An 18017-nucleotide genomic window follows, 5' to 3' on the forward strand; every position below is an offset into this window, starting at 1 on the left:
GTTTCCTACCCCCTGCGGAGCAGATACTGCCATGTCCATCGTTCGCATGACCGACCTCGATCTTTCCGGCAAGCGTGTCCTGATCCGCCAGGATCTGAACGTGCCGATCGACGAGAATGGCAGGATCACCTCCGAGCAGCGCATCACTGCCTCGCTGCCGACGCTGAAGCTGGCGCTGGAAAAGGGCGCCGCGGTGCTGGTCACCTCGCACCTGGGGCGCCCGAAGGAAGGCGTGTGGAGTCAGGCCGATTCGCTGGCACCGGTCGCCAGGCGGCTGTCCGAGCTGCTGGGCGTGGACGTGCCGCTGGTCAAGGACTGGGTGGATGGTGTGGATGTGGCCCCGGGCAAGATCGTGCTGCTGGAAAACTGCCGCATGAACGTGGGCGAGGGCAAGGATGACGAGGCGCTGTCCAGGAAGTACGCCGCACTGTGCGACGTGTTCGTGATGGATGCCTTCGGCACCGCGCACCGTGCGCAGGCGTCCACGCATGGCGTGATCCGCTTCGCACCGGTTGCCGCCGGTGGCCCGCTGTTGATGGCCGAGCTGGATGCGCTGGACAAGGCGTTGGCCAACCCGGCCCGTCCGCTGCTGGCCATCGTCGCCGGTTCCAAGGTGTCGACCAAGCTGGAGTTGCTGTCCAGCCTGGTGGGCAAGGTGGACCAGCTGATCGTTGGTGGTGGCATCGCCAACACCTTCATCGCGGCCGAAGGCCATGGTGTGGGTAAGTCGCTGGTCGAGAACGACCTGCTCGACACCGCGCGCAACATCGACGCCGCGGCCAAGGCGCGCGGCGCCGAAATCCCGCTGCCGGTCGACGTGGTGGTCGCACCGGCGTTCGCCGCCGACGCGCCGGCCACGGTCAAGGCGGTCGATGCGGTGGGTGCGGACGACATGATCCTGGACATCGGCCCGAAGACCGCCGCCCAGTACGCCGAGCTGATCGCCAAGGCCGGCACCGTGGTCTGGAACGGCCCGGTTGGCGTGTTCGAGTTCGACGCGTTCGGCAAGGGCACCGAGGCACTGGCCCGCGCCATCGCCAGCTCGCAGGCATTCTCCATCGCCGGCGGTGGCGACACCCTGGCCGCCGTGGACAAGTACGGCATCGCCAAGCAGGTGAGCTACATCTCCACCGGCGGCGGCGCATTCCTGGAGTTCCTGGAAGGCAAGACCCTGCCGGCGGTGGCCGCGCTGGAGGCCCGCGGCCAGTGAGCCGGGATGTGTTCTTCTTCGATCTGGACGGCACGCTGATTGATTCGGCCGTCGGGATCACCCGCTGCGTGGCCTACGCACTGGAGAAGATGCAGCAGCCGGTGCCGCCGGAGGCCGCGCTGCGCAAGTGGATCGGCCCGTCGCTGCGCACCAGCTTCGGCCCGCTGTTCAACGATGCGCAGCGCGTGGAGCAGGCAGTGGAGCTGTACCGCGAGCGCTTCGAAGTGCTTGGCTGGCAGGAGCACGATATCTACGCCGGTATCGGTGAGGTCGTGCAGGGCCTGCACGCGGCCGGGCATCGCCTGGCCGTGGTCACCGCCAAGAACGAACCGCATGCCCAGCGCATCATCGAGCACCTGCCGTTTGGCGGTTGCTTCGAGGACGTCATCGGTGCCACGCCGGACGGCTCGCGCAGCGACAAGCCGCAGTTGATCGCCGAGGCCCTGCAGCGGCTGTCGTTGGCGCCGGCGCAATGCTGGATGATCGGTGACCGCCGCATGGACATCGAAGGCGCGCGTCACCACGGCATGCGCAATGTCGGTGTGCTGTGGGGGTTCGGCGGCCGCGAGGAACTGCTCGCCGCCGGGGCAGGGCGGTTGGCGGAGACGCCGGACGAACTGGCTGCGGTACTGCACGGTTGAACGAACGCACAGGCCCCGCTTCGCGGGGCCTGTGCGTTCCAGGGCAGGGTTCCCCCGGGGCGTTGCGTTCCGCCCGCTGGCACGGCGCAGCCTGTCCCGTCTGTCCGGTGGGGATGTCCCTTCTCCGTCACGCAGCGGCCCGGACATCGCCGCATCATTGCGCCATCATGTTCCCGGTGCATGCAGTTCGGGACGGCGATGGGACCCGCGTTGTCATACTGCACGGTATGTCCAGACAGGCTGTCCCAGCTGTCTTTGGGACAGTGCAGAAAGTGTCTTATGAAATCGTATGCGACATCGTTGTCATGCAACGGATGTGCTACTTTCGGCGGCTTCGATAGGGAGACTTCGCACAATGCTTGAACGCCAGCGCCGCACTAAGATTCTTGCCACCCTCGGCCCTGCGACCGATGCGCCAGGGGTACTGGATGAGCTGTTCCGCGCTGGCGTCAACGTGGTCCGCCTGAACTTCTCCCACGGCGATCCGTCCGGCCAGGCCAAGCGCGCCGCCGAGGTCCGCGCCGCCGCGCAGCGCGTGGGCGTGGAAGTGGGTATCCTGGCCGACCTGCCGGGCCCGAAGATCCGCATCGAACGCTTTGCCGAAGGCAAGGTCACGCTCAAGGCGGGCGACCGCTTCGACCTGATCGCCAGCAGCAGCGCGCCGTCAGGCGATGCCAGCCAGGTGGGCGTGAGCTACCTGGGGCTGCCGCAGGACGTGGGTCCGGGTGACGTCCTGCTGCTCGATGACGGCCTGATGCAACTGCAGGTGGTCGAAGTGCAGGGCGAGCGCATCATCAACACCGTGCTCAACGATGGCGTGTTGTCCGACCGCAAGGGCCTGAACAAGCAGGGCGGCGGCCTGTCGCTGGGCGCGCTGACCGAGCGTGACAAGGAACTGATCGGCATCGTCGCCAAGATCGGCGTGGACTTCATCGCCGTCTCGTTCTGCCGCAATGCGCAGGACATGAACGACGCACGCGCGATCGCCCAGCAGCATGGCTGTGACGCGGCGCTGGTGTCCAAGATCGAGCGCACCGAAGCCATCGAGAACCTGGAGGAGATCGTCGAGGCCAGCGACGTGGTGATGGTGGCCCGTGGCGACCTGGGCGTGGAAATCGGCGATGCCGAGCTGCCGGGCCTGCAGAAGAAGATCATCAAGGCCTCGCTGGCGCAGAACAAGGTGGTGATCACCGCCACGCAGATGCTGCAGTCGATGGTGGAAAGCCCGATCCCGACCCGCGCCGAGGTGCTGGACGTGGCCAACTCGGTCATTGACGGCACCGATGCGGTGATGCTGTCGGCCGAAACCGCGGCAGGCGCCTACCCGGTCAAGGCGGTCGAGGCGATGGCCCGCATCTGCCTGGGCGCCGAGCGCCAGTTCCAGACCGAAACCGACTTCAACGCCTCGCCGCGCAACCTGGAGCGCGCCGACCAGGCCATCGCCATGGCCACCATGTTCCTGTCCCAGCACGTGGGCGTGCGCGCCATCGTGGCGATGACCGAATCCGGTGGCACCGCGCGTTACCTGTCGCGCTTCCGTGCCAAGGCGCCGATCTACGCGGTCACCCGCCATGACGGTGCACGCCGCCAGATGGCGCTGATGCGCGATGTGTTCCCGATCAACTTCGACAGCCGTGGCCTGACCCCGCGCGAAGCCGCGCGTGGCAGCATCCGCCTGCTGGTCGAGGCCGGACAGCTGGAAGCCGGTGACCGCGTGGTGTTCACCAGTGGTGAGCACATGGAAACCCACGGCGCCACCAACACGCTGCGCCTGCTCGAAGTGGGTGCGGACGGTCGCGCCAGCGGCCTGGGCGAACTCTGATCGCGCGGGCGTGAGACAACGCCCCGGTCAGGAAGCTGATCGGGGCGGACAAGATTTGTCCTGACAGGGCGGATTGAAACCGGTTCCAGACCTTGCGGGCGGACAGCTCGCGAGCGGGCCGGGCTATAATCCGGGTTTTCCCGCACCCCTGTTACAGGAAACTCAATGAGCATCGAACTGCTGGCTGAAACCGCCCAGGCAATGGTCGCACCGGGCAAGGGCATCATCGCCATCGACGAATCCACCGGCACGATTGCCAAGCGCTTTGCCAGCGTCGGCATCGAGAACACGGAAGAGAACCGCCGTGCCTATCGCGAGCTGCTGCTGACCACGCCCAAGCTCAACGAGCACATCTCCGGCGCGATCCTGTACGACGAAACCATCCGCCAGTCGACCAAGGACGGCGTGCCGTTCGCCAAGTACATGGCCGACAACGGCATGATCCCGGGCATCAAGGTCGACAAGGGCGCGCACCCGCTGGCCGGCTGCCCGGGCGAGCTGGTCACCGAAGGCCTGGACGGCCTGCGCGAGCGCCTGCAGGAGTACTACAAGCTCGGCGCCCGCTTCGCCAAGTGGCGTGCGGTCATCAACATCGGCGAAAGCATGCCGTCGGGCACCTGCATCGAGTCCAACGCCCACGCGCTGGCCCGTTATGCCGCCCTGTGCCAGGAATGCGGCCTGGTGCCGATGGTCGAGCCGGAAGTGATCATGGACGGCGACCACGACATCGAGACCTGCTACGAAGTCACCGAAGCCACCCTGCGCTCGCTGTTCGATGCGCTGTACCAGCAGAACGTGGTGCTGGAAGGCACCATCCTGAAGGCCTCGATGGTCATCCCGGGCAAGACCTGCGACGAGCAGGTGGACGTGGAGGAAGTGGCCGAGTCGACCGTGATGTGCCTGAAGTCGACCGTGCCGGCCATCATGCCGGGCATCGTGTTCCTGTCCGGTGGCCAGAGCGACGAGCAGTCCACCGCGCACCTCAACGCCATGAACCAGCTGGGCAACCTGCCGTGGCCGCTGAGCTTCTCCTACGGCCGCGCCATGCAGCAGGCCGCGCTGAAGCTGTGGGCCAAGGACATGAAGGGCAACTACGCCGCCGCACAGAAGACCGTGTTCGAGCGCGCCAAGGAAAACGGCCAGGCGGCGCTGGGCAAGTGGAACGGCTGATCGCCATCGGCTGTGATTGATCGGGAACGCCGGCCTTGTGCCGGCGTTTTCGTTTCTGCTCTTTGGAAGGAAGGGTTTACCCCTCCCCAGCCCTCCCCTTGGCTGCGCCAATGGGAGGGGGCGGTCCAGCACGATCTGTCAGGTCATCGCAGCACTCGCTTTGGGCCCCCTCCCTTTGGCGCAGCCAAGGGGAGGGCTGGGGGTAAGCCCCAGAAGCAACCTGCCCCTACAATCGCGGCTTCCCGAACAAGGCAGCAGCACATGCGCGAAGGCAAACAGCACCGGTGGTGGTGGGCACTGGCCCTGTGGTTGCCGCTGTCCGGCATCGCGGCGGAGCGGAACTTCCAGGTGCTGCATTACCAGACCATGCTGGACCTGGACATCGCCGCCGGTGAAATCCAGGGCGAACAGGTCGTGCGCTTCCGCGCCGGCGATGCGCCGTTGCAGCAGCTGGAGCTGGACAGCGGCGCCTTGCAGATTGCGGCGGTACGCCAGGGCGAAGCCCCGCTGGACTTCACGCAGGGCGAAGGCAAGCTGCGCATCACCTTGCCCGCGCCACTGGCACCGGGTGAAACGTCCAGCGTGGCCTTGCGCTATCACGGCAAGCCACCGTTCGGGCTGGAGTTCGCACCCGCCCGCAACGAGGCCTACACGGTCTTCTCCACCAGTCAATGGATGCCCTCGCTGGATGCGCCGGATGCACGGGCCACGCTGGACCTTGCCCTGCGCCTGCCAGGCACCGTGCAGGCCACCGCGGTAGGCGAGGTGATGCCGTCCCGCCTGCTCGACGATGGCCGCATCGAGCGCCGTTGGCGGCTGCGCACGCCGATGCCGGGTTATGTCTATGGTTTCGCCGCCGGCCCGTACCGGCACGTGCAGCAGCGCCACGGGAGCATCGACCTGCACTTCTATTCGGTGGACCGCACCGACGCCGAGCTGGCGCAGGTGTTCGCCGCCACCGGTGACATGCTCGACTTCTTCGCCGCACGCGCCGGACTGGCCTATAACGGCGACTATCATCAGGCCTTGGTGGCGCGCACGATCGGCCAGGAAATGGCGGGGCTTTCGCTGCTGTCCGAAGCCTATGGCAAGGAGCTGCTGGACGACCCGGGCCGGCAGGGCCTGCTGGCCCATGAGGCGGCCCACCAATGGTGGGGCAACCGGGTGACCTGCGCGGGCTGGGAGCACTTCTGGCTCAATGAAGGCATGGCCAACTTCATGACCGCCGCGTGGCTGCAGCATGCGCAGGGCGAGGCGGCGTACCAGCAGATGGTGGCGCGTTGGGAAGCACGCATCGGCACGCTGCGCGAGAGCGGGGCGGACCGCGCGCTGGTGTATCCGGACTGGAACAGGCCCAGCGCCGATGACCGCGCCGTGGTCTACCAGAAGGGCGCCTACGTGCTGCATCGCCTGCGCGGCGAACTGGGCGAGGCGGTGTTCTGGCAGGGACTGCGTGCCTATACCCAGGCCAATGACGGGCGCTCGGTGGTGACCCGGGATTTCCAGCAGGCGATGGAAGCGGCGGCAGGGCGATCGCTGCAGCCGTTCTTCGATACGTGGGTCTACGGCACCGGCGGCCAGATCTGATCGGCAGGCCGGGATGCAGTCCCGGCCTGCCCGGAATCCTCGACGGCGCATGACCACCGCCTCCCTGTGCCGCAGGCAGGGGCAGGACCGTTCCTGAACCGAAGGGAGCGCCTCAGCCGGCCGCCAGCCCGACCAGCGGCACCAGCGGCGGTGCCGCCGGCTCGCTGCTCAGGCCTTCCCTGGCCAGCGCCTGCTGGTAGATCTTGAAGGCCGCCGCGTTGTACGCCACCAGGATGATGCGCAGCGGGTGCGGGTGGCTCTTCTGCCAGGTCATGGTTTCGGTGACGGCGATGGTCGCGGCCTGGTGCAGCGGGTAGCCGTACACCCCGCAGCTGATGGCCGGGAATGCGATCGATTCCAGCCCCATCTGTTCGGCCAGGCGCAGCGACTGCCAATAGCAGTTGGCCAGCAACGCGGCCTCGTCATAGCGGCCGTCGCGCCACACCGGGCCGACCGCGTGGAATACATGACGTGCCGGCAGGTTGTAGCCGTCGGTGGCGCGGACCTCGCCGGTCGGGCAGCGCACGCCCAGCCGCAATTCCGGCAGGCGCTCGCACTCGGCCAGCAGGCCCGGGCCTGCCGCGCGATGGATGGCCCCGTCCACACCGCCGCCGCCAAGCAGGGTTTCGTTGGCCGCGTTGACGATGGCGTCAACCGCCAGTTCGGTGATGTCGCCCTGCCAGACTTCGATGCTCATGGCTGTGATCTTCCCGCTCCCTGTATGAGAAAAGTGTGACGGCACACCCGGGCGACCTGCCCGTGGCCAGTCTGCACCGGTCCCGTCTCATCGGGCGCGATTCGTCTTCACGTCGCGGGTGGCAAACACGAAGGCCGCCCGGAGGCGGCCTTCGACGGATGCATCCAGTAATGGCGGTTACGGCAGACCGGCCAGCCAGTCGTCGTCCGAGCCATCGTTGACGTCGGCGAACAGCGGGGTGGAGAAGTAACGCTCGCCGGTATCCGGGGCCACCGCCAGCACCACCGAGCCGGCTTCGGCCTTGGCCGCCACTTCCAGCGCGGTGGCCACCGTGGCGCCGGAGGAGATGCCGACGAAGATGCCTTCCTCGGCGGCCAGGCGGCGCGCGATCTCGATGGCGCGCTCGTCCTGCACCGAGTAGAGCGCGTCGTAGACCTCGCGGTTGAGCACCTCCGGCACGAAGTCCGGGGTCCAGCCCTGGATCTTGTGCGGGGTGAAGTCCTTGCCGGCCAGCAGCGCGGCGCCGGCCGGCTCGGTGGCGATGATGCGGGTCTCCGGGCGGGCCAGTTTCAGCACCTCGCCAACGCCGGTCAGGGTGCCGCCGGTGCCCCAGCCGCTGACGAAGTAGTCCAGCCGTTTGCCGGCGAAGTCACGCAGGATCTCGGCGGCGGTGGTCTGGCGGTGGAAGGCCGGGTTGGCCGGATTGGCGAACTGGCTGGCCAGGAACCAGCCGTGCTGCTCGGCCAGTTCCCTGGCCTTGCGCACCATGCCGCTGCCACGCTCGGCGGCCGGGGTCAGGATGACCTTGGCGCCATAGGCGCGCATCAGCTTGCGGCGCTCGACCGAGAAGGTTTCCACCATCGTGGCGACGAACTTGTAGCCGCGTGCGGCGGCGACCATGGCCAGTGCCACGCCGGTGTTGCCCGAGGTTGCCTCGACGATGGTGTCGCCGGGCTTGATCAGGCCCTTCTTCTCGGCGTCCAGGATGATGGCCAGGGCCAGGCGGTCCTTGACCGAGCCGCCCGGGTTGAACGACTCGACCTTGACGTACACATCCACGCCAGCCGGCGCCAGGCGGTTGAGTTTGACTACCGGGGTATTGCCGATGGTGTCCAGAATGCTGTTGTAGATGGCCATGGGGTTCTCCAGGGAAGAGGGGGTCAGGCGGCGTCGGCCAGTGTCGTCGGCGGTGTCTTTGTGGAAGGTGAGGGCGGGGTGGTCCTGCCGTGCAACGGCGCGGCCCCGAACCAGTGCAGCTCGTCGGCCAACGCCGCCACCTCGCCGAGCACCAGCAGTGCGGGCGATTGCACCATGTGTTGCCGGGCGGTTTCGGGCAGGGCATGCAGCGGGCCAGTGATCACCCGCTGCTCGCGGCGCGAGCCGTTCTCGATCAGCGCGAACGGCGTGCCGGCGGCCAGTCCGGCAGCGAGCAGGCGTGCCTGGATCTGTTCCAGCGCCCCGACGCCCATGTAGAACACCAGGGTCTGCCGGGCCTTGGCCAGTTCCGGCCAATCCAGCGTGTCCATCGAGTCCTTGCAGTGCGCGGTGACCAGGCGCAGCTGCTGGGCGTGGTCGCGGTGGGTCAACGGAATGCCGGCGTACGCGGCGCAGGCCAGGGCGGCGGTGATGCCGGGCACGACCTCATAAGGCACGCCATGCGCACGCAGGAACTGCAGTTCCTCGCCGCCGCGGCCGAACACGAAGGCGTCCCCGCCCTTGAGGCGCACCACGCGGCGGCCGGCACTGGCGTGCTCCAGCATCAGCGCATGGATGTCCTGCTGCGCGGTGCTGTGGCCCTTGGCCGACTTGCCGACTTCGATGTACTCGGCATCGCGACGTGCCAACTGCAGTACTTCGATGCTGACCAGGCGGTCGTAGAGGATCACGTCGGCCTGGTTGAGCGCGCGTAGTGCCCCCAGCGTGAGCAGCCCGGGGTCGCCCGAGCCCGCGCCGACCAGCACCACCGAGCCTTGGGCCGGAGCGAACGTGCCGGCGATGGCCTCGGACAGCAGGGCATCGGCCGCGCCGTCCTGGCGACGCCGCAGCAGGCCGAGCAGGGGGCTCTCGATCAGCCGGTCGAAGAACTGGCGGCGTGCGCCCAGCTCCGGGAAACGGCTGCGGATGCTGCGTCGGTGGCGGCCAACCAGCTCCACCAGCTGGCCCCAGGCACCGTCGAACAACTGCTCCAGCTGGCGGCGCACGTGGCGGGCCACCATCGGTGCGGCACCGCCGCTGGAAATGGCGATCTGCAGTGGCCCGCGCTCGACCACCGCCGGCACGTGGAAACTGGACAGGCGGGCATCGTCGACCACGTTCACGAACAGTCGCTGTGCCCCTGCGGCGGCGGCGACGGCGCGGTTGGTCGGGACATCGTCGGTGGCCGCCACGACCAGCCAGATGTCCTTGCCCAGCCAGGCGTCCTCGAAGCTGCCCTGCAGCCACTGCAGGCGGCCGGCATCGGCCAGCTCCCGCAGGCGCGGCGTCAGTTCCGGAGCACCCACCCGCGGGCGGGCACCGGCATGCAGCAGCGCCAATACCTTGCGTTCGGCCACCGCGCCGCCGCCCACCACCAACACGGCGCGACCGGAGAGGTCGGCAAACAGCGGGAACAGGGGGGCGTCCAAGGCAGTGGCGCGGTATCGTAGGGAGAGGCCGCTGACCGTAGCGTTGCCCTCGATGGGCCGGAAATGACTTGCGTCGCCTTGCTTATCTCTTTTGGTTATAAAGCTGTTCGTGGGATTTAACCTACAGTCGGTTGCCTCACCTTCGCCTCTCCCTGTCCTGCTGCGATGACCCTGACCCAACTGCGCTACCTCGTCGCTATTGCCGACGCCGAGCTCAACATCACGCTCGCGGCCACGCGCGTGCATGCCACGCAGCCGGGCTTGTCCAAGCAGCTCAAGCAGCTGGAGGACGAGCTGGGTTTCCTGTTGTTCGTGCGCAAGGGGCGCAGCCTGGAATCGGTGACCCCGGCCGGCGAGGAAGTGATCAGCCGTTCGCGTGCGGTGCTGGCCGAGGCCAACAACATCCGCACCTACGCGGCCAACCAGCGTCGCGAGAGCCATGGCCAGTTGATCCTGACCACCACCCACACGCAGGCGCGCTTCGTGCTGCCGCCGGCGGTGGCGCGCATCAAGCAGGCCTACCCGCAGGTCAGCGTGCACCTGCAGCAGGCGGCCGAAAGCGATGCGCTGGACCTGCTCAGCCAGGGCGATGCCGACATCGCGGTGATCAGCACCGCCGGCAGCGAGCCCACCACCGGCATCGCGGTGCCGCTGTACCGCTGGCGTCGCCTGGTGCTGGTGCCCAAGGGCCATCCGCTGGACCGGGCCGGCACGGTGCCGGACCTGGCGGCATTGGCCGACTACCCGTTGATCAGCTACGAATCTTCCAAACGGCCGAGTTCGTCGTTGCGACGCGCCTTTGCCTCGCGCGAGCTGGAGCCGGACCTGGCGCTGACCGCGCTGGATGCGGACCTGATCAAGACTTACGTACGTGCAGGCCTGGGCGTTGGCCTGCTGGCGGAAATGGCGGTCAGCGGCAACGACACCGACCTGCGCGCCTGGCCGGCACCGGCCGCGATCCCCGAGTGCATTGCCTGGGCGGTGTTGCCGCGCGACCGCGTGCTGCGCGACTACGCACTGGAACTGGTGCACGTGCTCGCCCCGCAGATCGACAAGCGCGACCTGCGTCGCGTGCTGGACGGCAACCAGGAGGCCAACTGGCCCAAGCCGCCGACCTGGGAATCGTTGACCCAGACGATCACCAGCTGAGCTGGCGGCAAGCGCGGCTTCCGCCGCGAAGGCGGGACGGTGCCTGTTCCAGGTCTTCTCCCCGTTTGCGCCAAAGCAAGGGGCGCAAACGGGCAGCGGTCCGTCCACGTCGTTGGCCTACCTTCATGAAGGGCATCCTTCCGGTCCCTGTCGTTGGCCTATCTGGAACCATTGCCGGAGAAGTGATGCAGTGCTTCCCCTTTCAGCAAGGAGCCGAACCCACATGGACGAGAACGAACCCCTCATGGTGAACTGCGGCCCGCATGGGCAGCGGGTGTCGGCGGTGGTCTGCCAGCACATGCTGCGGGCCGAAGGGGCACCCACCGGCTTCATCGAGAACAGCAGCGACCCCAACAACCTGCAGGCCTGGTGCCATCGCTGCGAGGAAAAGTTCCAGCAGGAACGCGGCCTGACCGAGGCCTTCGCCGCATTCAACGACATGGCCATCGTCTGCGACCTCTGCTACGGCGCCCTCAAGGTGCGGCATGCGATCGCGGTGAACTGATCGGCGTTCCCGGCACCTGCATGCAGCGTATCCTCCTCGAAACTCCCGTCGAGGTGCGCGTGACCCGGCTTGTGATCCTTCCCGGCCTGGACGGTACGGGAACCCTGCACGAGGACTTCATCGCAGCGCTGGGCACCACCTTTGCCACGGTGCAGGTGATGGTCTATCCCGCCGACGCCGTGTTGGATTACCCATCACTGGAACGGCGGGTCCGTGCGGCTTTGCCCGACCAAGCGCCCTTCGTGTTGCTGGGGGAATCCTTCTCCGGCCCGTTGGCGATCGCCATCGCCGCCGATCCGCCCGCCAACCTGCGCGGGTTGGTCCTGTCGACCACTTTCGCGCGTGCGCCGGTGCCGTTGTCGCGGCTGTTGGCCCCGATCACCCGTGTTGCACCGGTGCACGGCGTGCCATTGGCGGTACTGCGCTGGTGGTTGCTGGGACGCTGGAGTTCGCCTGCGCTGGACCGTGCGTTGCGGCGGGCATTGCGGCAGGTCAGCCCGCAGGTCCTGCGCCATCGTGCCGGGCTGGCGATGCGGGTGGATGTGGTCGGGCTGCTGCAACGCATCCCGGTGCCGGTGGTCTACCTGCGGGCGAACGGTGACCGCCTGCTCGCCGCGGGCGCAGGGCGGTTGATCACACGCAACGTGGCGGATTGCACCTGCCTGGACATGCAGGGCCCGCACCTGCTGTTGCAGGCGGCGGCACCGGCCTGTGCGGCGGCGGTGAAAGCACAAGCCATGCGGCTGGGCTGGGTGCGGTGAGGCCGGTGCAGGTGGCGCTCGTGCGGCAAACGGTCGCACCTGCGCTGAACCGGTAATCCTGGCCTGCGCCGATAGAATGCCCGGGTCATGCGCACGGCCCGTTTTCAAACCCTGCTGCTGTATCTGGCCCTGGCCGCCACGCTGTTGATGGCATTGGCGCCGGTGGTCAGTCGCTGGGTGCAGGCCGGGCACGTCCAGCACACCCATGCGATGGCCATGCCGGGGGCGCACGCAGGCCATGCGGCGATGACCGATGCAGCGCATGCACATCACCTGGCCGGGCATGCGCCGCCCGCAGCGCCGGCCAAGGCGCCGCCCGATCCGCATGCCGCGCACGGCGAGGCGTGCGACTACTGCACCATGGCCTCGCGGTTGCTGCCATGGTTGGCGGTGCTGCTGGTACTGGCCCCGTTGTTGTACCGGCTTGCGCCGGCCTCACCACGCAGCATCCAACTGCCGCCCAGCCTGCGCTGGCCCGCGCACCCGGTGCGTGGCCCCCCGCTGTTCTCCTGAACGACATCCCCTCTTTCCTTCGTCGCGGGGGGCCCGCGGGGCGCGCGCGGCGCGCGCCCACGGCCCCCCCGCGGCTGTGTCGTATTGGAGAACTGCATGATTTCCCTTTCCCGTATGCCGGGTGCACCGGCGTGCCTGTCCGCCTGCATCTGCATGGCGCTGTTTTCACCGCCGGGATACGCCCAGGCGCGTGACCCGGCCAAGACCCTGGATACGCTGGTGGTCACCGCCGCCGCGCCGTCCTCGCCGCTGCAATGGGTGACCGACCCGCGCCTGCCGCGGCAACCGGTGCCGGCCAGTGACGGTGCCGACTACCTCAAGACCGTTCCGGGCTTTTCGGCGATCCGCAATGGCGGCACCAATGGCGACCCGGCGCTGCGCGGCATGGGCGGCTCGCGGCTGAACATCCTCAGCAACGACGGCAACCTGATCGGCGCGTGTCCCTCGCGCATGGACAACCCGCTGTCCTACATCGCCCCGGAAACCTACGACCGGCTGACCGTGATCAAGGGCCCGCAGAGCGTGCGCTGGGGGGCCGGGGCTTCGGCCGGCACGGTGCGCTTCGAGCGTGAAACCCCGCGCTTCGATGCGCCGGGCATGGAGTTGAAGGCCAGCGCGCTGGGCGGCTCCAACAACCGCAATGACCAGATGCTCGACGCCACCTTTGGCAGCACGCCGGGCTATGTGCGCGTCAACGGCAACCGCTCCGAATCGGACGACTACCGCGACGGCAACGGCGCGGTGGTGCCGTCGCGCTGGCGCAAGTGGAATGCCGATGCCGCCATCGGCTGGACGCCCGATGCCGACACCGTGGTCGAACTCAGTGCCGGCACCGGCGATGCGATCGCCCGCTATGCCGGCCGCGGCATGGATGGCGCCGGCTTCAAGCGCGACAGTTACGGGCTACGCTTCGAGAAGGACAACCTGCCCGGCGCCTGGGACAAGCTGCAGGCCAACCTGTACTACAACAACGCCGATCACCTGATGGACAACTACACGCTGCGCACGCCGAACCCGCACAGCAGCATGCCGATGCCGATGGCCTCCAACGTCGAACGGCGCACCACCGGTGGCCGGGTCAGCAGCGAGTGGCGTTGGCAGGACGTGGCCATCGTTGCCGGCGTGGATGCGCAGGACAGCCGCCATCGCAGCCGCAACGGCAAGGGCCGCGGCACCTGGCGGCAGGCGGCGTGGACGCGCGATGCGGACTTCGGCAACCAGGGCGTGTTCACCGAGTTGACCTTTGGCGAAGGTACCGCGCAGCGCTGGGTCAGCGGGCTGCGCGTGGACACGGCGCAGGTCAAGGACCGCCGGGCCACGACCGGCATGATGAACATGCCCAACCCGACCGCCGGCCAACGCCGTGACGAAACCCTGGGTAGTGGCTTCCTGCGCTACGAGCGCGACCATGGCCAGGCCTGGACCTGGTATGCCGGCGTGGGCCGCAGCGAACGCATGCCCGACTACTGGGAGCTGTTCTCCGCCAACAGCGGGCCGACGGACAGCCCCAATGCCTTCAGCGGCGTGCAGCCGGAGAAGACCACCCAGCTGGATCTGGGCCTGCAGTTCCGCAGCGAACGCCTGGATGCCTGGGTGTCGGCCTATGCCGGGCGCCTGCAGGACTACATCCTGTTTGCCTACCGCAGCGGCGGCATGATGGGCAGCACCACGCAGGCCTCCAATGTCGAGGCGCGGATCGCCGGCGGTGAAGCGGGGCTGGCGTGGCGACCCGCGCCGGGCTGGAAACTGGGCGGCACGCTGGCCTACGCCTGGGGCGAGAACCGCAGCGAAGACCGGCCGTTGCCGCAGATCCCGCCGCTGGAGGCACGCCTGAACGCCTCCTACGAGCATGACCGCTGGTCGGTCGGTGGCCTGCTGCGGGGCGTGCACCGGCAGAACCGGGTGGCCACCGACGAAGGCAACGTGATCGCGCGCGACCTTGGGCCGACGGCCGGGTTTGCCACGCTTTCGCTCAACGCCGCGTACCGCATCAGCGACCACCTGCGCGCCAGCGTCGGCGTGGACAACGTGTTCGACCGCGCCTACGCCGAGCACCTGAACCTGGCCGGCAGTGCCGACTTCGGCTTTCCGGCCGACCCGGTGCGGATCAACGAGCCGGGCCGTACCGCGTGGCTGAAGCTGGACTACCGGTACTGAGGACGGGGCCCCCGCCACCGCTCGCGGTGGTGGGGGCGCTATGGCATGCTCGGCAGGCATTGGCTCGGAGCTTTCCACGGACATGACGTATCGCGCGGTGGCATATGCAAGTACCGCTGTTGCCGGGCTGACGCCGGCCGACATCGACCATCTGCTGGTGGATGCGCGGGCGCACAACCAACTGGCCGGGGTGACCGGCGTGCTGCTGTACGACGGGCAGCAGTTCTTCCAGTACTTCGAAGGCAGCCAGGAGGGCGTTGCCCGGGTCTACGAACGCATCATGGCCTCGACCATGCACGTGAACGTGCGCGTGCTGCACGATGGGCACGTCGACCAGCTGTACTTCAGCCAGTGGCACATGGGCAGCAGCCATGCCGAGGGCAGCGTGCTGCAGAAATTGAGCAACCAACAGTGGCTGCGTGAAGCGGAGCTGCTGCAGGAGGACGTCGCCGAAGCCGGGCAGGGCACTCCTGCGTTGCGTGAGCTGCTCTCGTTCTGGGAACAGGTGCAGGCCGAGGGCTGAAGCCCCCGCCCTGGCCTTTCCCTCTGCCGCGCGGAAGGAAGGGGGGCAACGCAGGCAGCAGCGGCCTCGGTCGCGAAGCCCGTGCCGCGTTGACCACCCCGCCTTGACGGGTGCCACGCCACGCAGGGCGCATCGCAACGCGGATCAGATTTCCTCGTGCAATCCGCACTCACGCTTCAAGCCGAAGAAGCGGGTGTCCTCCTCGCGCATGCCCGGTTCCCAGCGGCGGGTAGTGTGGAAGTCGCCGATCGACACGTACCCCTGTTCCCACAGCGGGTGGTAGGGCAGGTCGTGCTGCTTGAGGTACTTCCACACGTCGCGGTCGCTCCAGTCGGCGATCGGGTTGACCTTGTAGCGCTCGCCCCGCCGCTGCAGCACCGGGGTGCCGGCGCGGCTGGCCGACTGGCTGCGGCGCAGGCCGGTGAACCAGGTGCCGACCTGCAGGTCGTCGAGCGCGCGCTTCATCGGCTCGACCTTGCGCAGGTTGTTGTACTGCTCGATGCCGACCACGCCCTGTTCCCACAGGCGGCCATGGCGGGCTTCCATCCAGGCGCGGCTGACCAGCGGGCGGTAGACCTTGAGGTTGAGCTTGAGCCGGTCGGTCAGCTCGTCGGCGAAGCGGTAGGTTTCCGGGAACAGGTAGCCGGTGTCGATCAGAATCACCGGTACGTCCGGCTGCTGGCTGCTGAGCAGGTGCAGTGTCACCGCCGACTGCGCGCCGAAGCTGGACGACAGCACGTGTGTGCCGGGGGCATGCTGCAGCGCCCAGCGCACGCGCGAGACGGCGTCCAGGGCCTCCAGTTCGGCGTTGAGCGGGCCCAGGTCATCCGGCAACGGCGGGGTGACGATGGCATCGTTCGAGGATCGGGGCAGGGCGCTCATGCGTGCAGTTCCACGGGAATCTGGCGGTGGGTGGGGTAGGTCGGCAGGTCGACGATGCCGGCGCGGTGCAGGAAGTCGCCGAAGCCCTCGTCCGCCGTGCGCTCGCCGGCGTAGCGGGCGAACAACGGCTCCAGCGCGGACAGGATGTCCGGCTCGGTGATGTTCTCGCGGTACAGGGTGTTCAGCCGTTGGCCGCGATGGTCGGCGCCGAGCATCAGGTTGTAGCGCCCCGGCGCCTTGCCGACCAGGGCGATCTCGCCCAGGTACGGGCGCGAGCAGCCATTCGGGCAGCCGGAGATGCGCAGCAGGATCGGTGCTTCGGCCAGGCCGTGCTGTTCCAGCAGCGGCTGCAGCTTGGCGCTGAAGTCGGGCAGGTAACGCTCGGCCTCGGCCATGGCCAGCCCGCAGGTGGGCAGGGCGACGCAGGCCATGGCGGCGCGTGCCAGCGCGGTGGGGGCCTGGTTGCCGGCATCCAGCCCGGCGCTGCGCACCAGCGCATCGATCTGCGCGCGCTGTGCGGCGGGGACGCCGGCGATGATCAGGTTCTGGTTGCCGGTCATGCGGAACTCGCCGGCGTGGAGGCGGGCGATCTCGCGCAGCGCGGTCAGGTGCGGCGCGCCGGGCAGGTCGGCGATGCGGCCGGCCGGCAGCGACAGGGTCAGGTGCCAGCGGCCATCCTCGCCCTCGTTCCAACCATAGCGGTCGCCGTTGTGCGCGAACGGCAGCGAGCGGCGCGGCTGGAAGGTGATGCCGGCGCGGCGTTCGATCTCGGCCACGACGGTGTCCAGGCCGTGGTCGTCGATGGTGTACTTGAAGCGGGCACGCTTGCGCAGGTCGCGGTTGCCGAGGTCGCGTTGGGTGGTGACCACCGCGGTGGCGACGTCGAGCAGGGCGTCGCGCGGGATGAAACCTGCGATGTTGGCCAGGCGCGGGTAGGTCTCGGCGTCGCCGTGGGTCGCCCCCATGCCGCCGCCGATGCTGACGTCGTAGCCGAGCAGCGTGCCGGCATCGTCGAGCACGCCGATGAACCCCAGGTCGTTGGCGAACACATCCACGTCGTTGACCGGTGGCAGGGCGAAGCCGATCTTGAACTTGCGCGGCAGGTACCGTTCGCCGTAGATCGGCTCCTCCTCGCTGCCGCTGCCCGCCACGCGTTCCTCGTCCAGCCAGATCTCGTAGTAGGCACGGGTGTTGGGCAGCAGGTGTTCGGACGTGCGCGCGGCGTCGGCGTACAGGGTGGCGTGCGCGCTGGACAGCAGCGGGTTGGCGGCGACCAGCACGTTGCGGTTGACGTCACCGCAGGCGGCCAAGGTGTCGATCAACGCCGCGTTGATGGCCTGCATGGTGGCCTTGAGTTCGCGCTTGATCACGCCATGGAACTGGAACGCCTGGCGGGTGGTGATGCGCAGCGAGTGATTGCCGAAGCGGGTGGCGATGGCGTCGAGCTTGAGCCATTGCGCCGGGGTGATCACCCCGCCCGGGGTGCGGGTGCGGATCATGAACTGATAGGCCGGCTCCAGCTTCTGCCGGCGGCGCTCGTCGCGCACGTCACGGTCGTCCTGCTGGTAGCTGCCGTGGTACTTGATCAGGGTCTGGTCGTCCTCGCGCAAGGCGCCGGTGACTAGGTCGGCCAGGCTTTCCAGCAGGGAGCCGCGCAGGCGGTTGCTTTCGGCCTTGATCGATTCGACGGAATGGGTGCTCATCTTCTTTCGCTATGCCAGAACAGGGGGTGGGGCGCCTTCCGGCGCGAAGTCCGCATCGCCGCGCATCACGGCT

General features: G+C 68.2%; 16 protein-coding genes. 11 read left to right on the forward strand and 5 right to left on the reverse strand.

Annotation, left to right across the window (positions count from 1 at the left end; all coding sequences use genetic code 11):
• The first annotated feature begins 31 nt into the window (after positions 1-31).
• The 5 genes from VA603_RS13765 (at position 32) to VA603_RS13785 (ending at position 6430) form a co-directional block, all read left to right on the forward strand.
• Entirely contained in the window at positions 32-1210 is a 1179-nt protein-coding gene (locus VA603_RS13765) for a phosphoglycerate kinase (protein WP_323439189.1), read from the forward strand.
• A complete protein-coding gene (locus VA603_RS13770; protein WP_323439190.1) occupies positions 1207-1851 on the forward strand; it encodes an HAD hydrolase-like protein in 645 nt (214 codons plus the stop codon). The genes VA603_RS13765 and VA603_RS13770 overlap by 4 nt, the downstream gene beginning before the upstream one ends.
• Before the next feature lie 355 nt (positions 1852-2206).
• The gene (gene pyk / locus VA603_RS13775) at positions 2207-3673 is read left to right on the forward strand and encodes a pyruvate kinase (RefSeq protein WP_132865428.1); all 1467 of its coding nucleotides are present in this window, start codon (positions 2207-2209) and stop codon (positions 3671-3673) included.
• Positions 3674-3838: 165 nt separating this feature from the next.
• Positions 3839-4843 (forward strand): class I fructose-bisphosphate aldolase, encoded by a 1005-nt coding sequence (locus VA603_RS13780; RefSeq protein WP_132865427.1) that lies wholly within the window; start codon positions 3839-3841, stop codon positions 4841-4843.
• Positions 4844-5104: 261 nt separating this feature from the next.
• Positions 5105-6430, forward strand: coding sequence for a M1 family metallopeptidase (locus VA603_RS13785; protein ID WP_323439191.1), 1326 nt, complete (start codon positions 5105-5107; stop codon positions 6428-6430).
• A gap of 112 nt (positions 6431-6542) precedes the next feature.
• Here the strand turns inward: VA603_RS13785 and VA603_RS13790 are convergent, their stop codons facing one another.
• The 3 genes from VA603_RS13790 to cysG all read right to left on the reverse strand — a co-directional run bounded on the left by VA603_RS13790 (position 6543) and on the right by cysG (position 9751).
• Positions 6543-7127, reverse strand: coding sequence for an O-acetyl-ADP-ribose deacetylase (locus VA603_RS13790; protein ID WP_132865425.1), 585 nt, complete (start codon positions 7125-7127; stop codon positions 6543-6545).
• 177 nt (positions 7128-7304) lie between these two features.
• The gene (gene cysK, locus VA603_RS13795; protein ID WP_192287487.1) at positions 7305-8264 is read right to left on the reverse strand and encodes a cysteine synthase A; all 960 of its coding nucleotides are present in this window, start codon (positions 8262-8264) and stop codon (positions 7305-7307) included.
• A gap of 23 nt (positions 8265-8287) precedes the next feature.
• A complete protein-coding gene (cysG, locus tag VA603_RS13800) occupies positions 8288-9751 on the reverse strand; it encodes a siroheme synthase CysG (protein WP_323439192.1) in 1464 nt (487 codons plus the stop codon).
• Positions 9752-9916: 165 nt separating this feature from the next.
• On the opposite strand from cysG, the gene VA603_RS13805 reads away from it, so the two are divergent.
• The 6 genes from VA603_RS13805 (at position 9917) to VA603_RS13830 (ending at position 15359) form a co-directional block, all read left to right on the forward strand.
• A complete protein-coding gene (locus VA603_RS13805) occupies positions 9917-10900 on the forward strand; it encodes a LysR family transcriptional regulator (RefSeq protein ID WP_323439193.1) in 984 nt (327 codons plus the stop codon).
• A 223-nt stretch (positions 10901-11123) separates the two neighbouring features.
• Positions 11124-11405: a hypothetical protein gene (locus VA603_RS13810; protein WP_132865421.1), complete on the forward strand. Its 282-nt coding sequence runs from the start codon at positions 11124-11126 to the stop codon at positions 11403-11405.
• Positions 11406-11425: 20 nt separating this feature from the next.
• On the forward strand, positions 11426-12166 hold the full coding sequence (locus VA603_RS13815) for an alpha/beta hydrolase (RefSeq protein ID WP_323439194.1): 741 nt from the start codon (positions 11426-11428) through the stop codon (positions 12164-12166).
• 87 nt (positions 12167-12253) lie between these two features.
• The gene (locus VA603_RS13820; RefSeq protein ID WP_132865419.1) at positions 12254-12679 is read left to right on the forward strand and encodes a DUF2946 family protein; all 426 of its coding nucleotides are present in this window, start codon (positions 12254-12256) and stop codon (positions 12677-12679) included.
• A 96-nt stretch (positions 12680-12775) separates the two neighbouring features.
• Positions 12776-14836, forward strand: a complete 2061-nt coding sequence (locus tag VA603_RS13825; RefSeq protein WP_425603713.1) for a TonB-dependent copper receptor — start codon at positions 12776-12778, stop codon at positions 14834-14836.
• Between the two features lie 82 nt (positions 14837-14918).
• Positions 14919-15359, forward strand: a complete 441-nt coding sequence (locus tag VA603_RS13830) for a BLUF domain-containing protein (protein WP_165931199.1) — start codon at positions 14919-14921, stop codon at positions 15357-15359.
• Between the two features lie 144 nt (positions 15360-15503).
• Here VA603_RS13830 and VA603_RS13835 read toward each other — a convergent pair whose 3' ends face one another.
• Both VA603_RS13835 and cysI read right to left on the reverse strand, forming a co-directional pair.
• Positions 15504-16241: a phosphoadenylyl-sulfate reductase gene (locus VA603_RS13835; RefSeq protein WP_132865416.1), complete on the reverse strand. Its 738-nt coding sequence runs from the start codon at positions 16239-16241 to the stop codon at positions 15504-15506.
• The gene (gene cysI / locus VA603_RS13840; RefSeq protein ID WP_323439195.1) at positions 16238-17944 is read right to left on the reverse strand and encodes an assimilatory sulfite reductase (NADPH) hemoprotein subunit; all 1707 of its coding nucleotides are present in this window, start codon (positions 17942-17944) and stop codon (positions 16238-16240) included. The genes VA603_RS13835 and cysI overlap by 4 nt, the downstream gene beginning before the upstream one ends.
• Positions 17945-18017: the final 73 nt, after the last annotated feature.

The sequence above is a fragment of the Stenotrophomonas capsici genome (assembly GCF_034961085.1).
GTDB classification, from domain to species: Bacteria; Pseudomonadota; Gammaproteobacteria; order Xanthomonadales; family Xanthomonadaceae; genus Stenotrophomonas; species Stenotrophomonas capsici.

What these genes read in the sequence shown, in the direction of transcription:
- VA603_RS13765 (WP_323439189.1), top strand. Translation starts at nt 32, where the DNA reads ATGTCCATCGTTCGCATGACCGACCTCGATCTTTCCGGCAAGCGTGTC.
- pyk (WP_132865428.1), top strand. Translation starts at nt 2,207, where the DNA reads ATGCTTGAACGCCAGCGCCGCACTAAGATTCTTGCCACCCTCGGCCCT.
- VA603_RS13780 (WP_132865427.1), top strand. Translation starts at nt 3,839, where the DNA reads ATGAGCATCGAACTGCTGGCTGAAACCGCCCAGGCAATGGTCGCACCG.
- VA603_RS13785 (WP_323439191.1), top strand. Translation starts at nt 5,105, where the DNA reads ATGCGCGAAGGCAAACAGCACCGGTGGTGGTGGGCACTGGCCCTGTGG.
- VA603_RS13790 (WP_132865425.1), bottom strand. Translation starts at nt 7,127, where the DNA reads ATGAGCATCGAAGTCTGGCAGGGCGACATCACCGAACTGGCGGTTGAC.
- cysK (WP_192287487.1), bottom strand. Translation starts at nt 8,264, where the DNA reads ATGGCCATCTACAACAGCATTCTGGACACCATCGGCAATACCCCGGTA.
- VA603_RS13805 (WP_323439193.1), top strand. Translation starts at nt 9,917, where the DNA reads ATGACCCTGACCCAACTGCGCTACCTCGTCGCTATTGCCGACGCCGAG.
- VA603_RS13810 (WP_132865421.1), top strand. Translation starts at nt 11,124, where the DNA reads ATGGACGAGAACGAACCCCTCATGGTGAACTGCGGCCCGCATGGGCAG.
- VA603_RS13815 (WP_323439194.1), top strand. Translation starts at nt 11,426, where the DNA reads ATGCAGCGTATCCTCCTCGAAACTCCCGTCGAGGTGCGCGTGACCCGG.
- VA603_RS13820 (WP_132865419.1), top strand. Translation starts at nt 12,254, where the DNA reads ATGCGCACGGCCCGTTTTCAAACCCTGCTGCTGTATCTGGCCCTGGCC.
- VA603_RS13825 (WP_425603713.1), top strand. Translation starts at nt 12,776, where the DNA reads ATGATTTCCCTTTCCCGTATGCCGGGTGCACCGGCGTGCCTGTCCGCC.
- VA603_RS13830 (WP_165931199.1), top strand. Translation starts at nt 14,919, where the DNA reads ATGACGTATCGCGCGGTGGCATATGCAAGTACCGCTGTTGCCGGGCTG.
- VA603_RS13835 (WP_132865416.1), bottom strand. Translation starts at nt 16,241, where the DNA reads ATGAGCGCCCTGCCCCGATCCTCGAACGATGCCATCGTCACCCCGCCG.
- cysI (WP_323439195.1), bottom strand. Translation starts at nt 17,944, where the DNA reads ATGAGCACCCATTCCGTCGAATCGATCAAGGCCGAAAGCAACCGCCTG.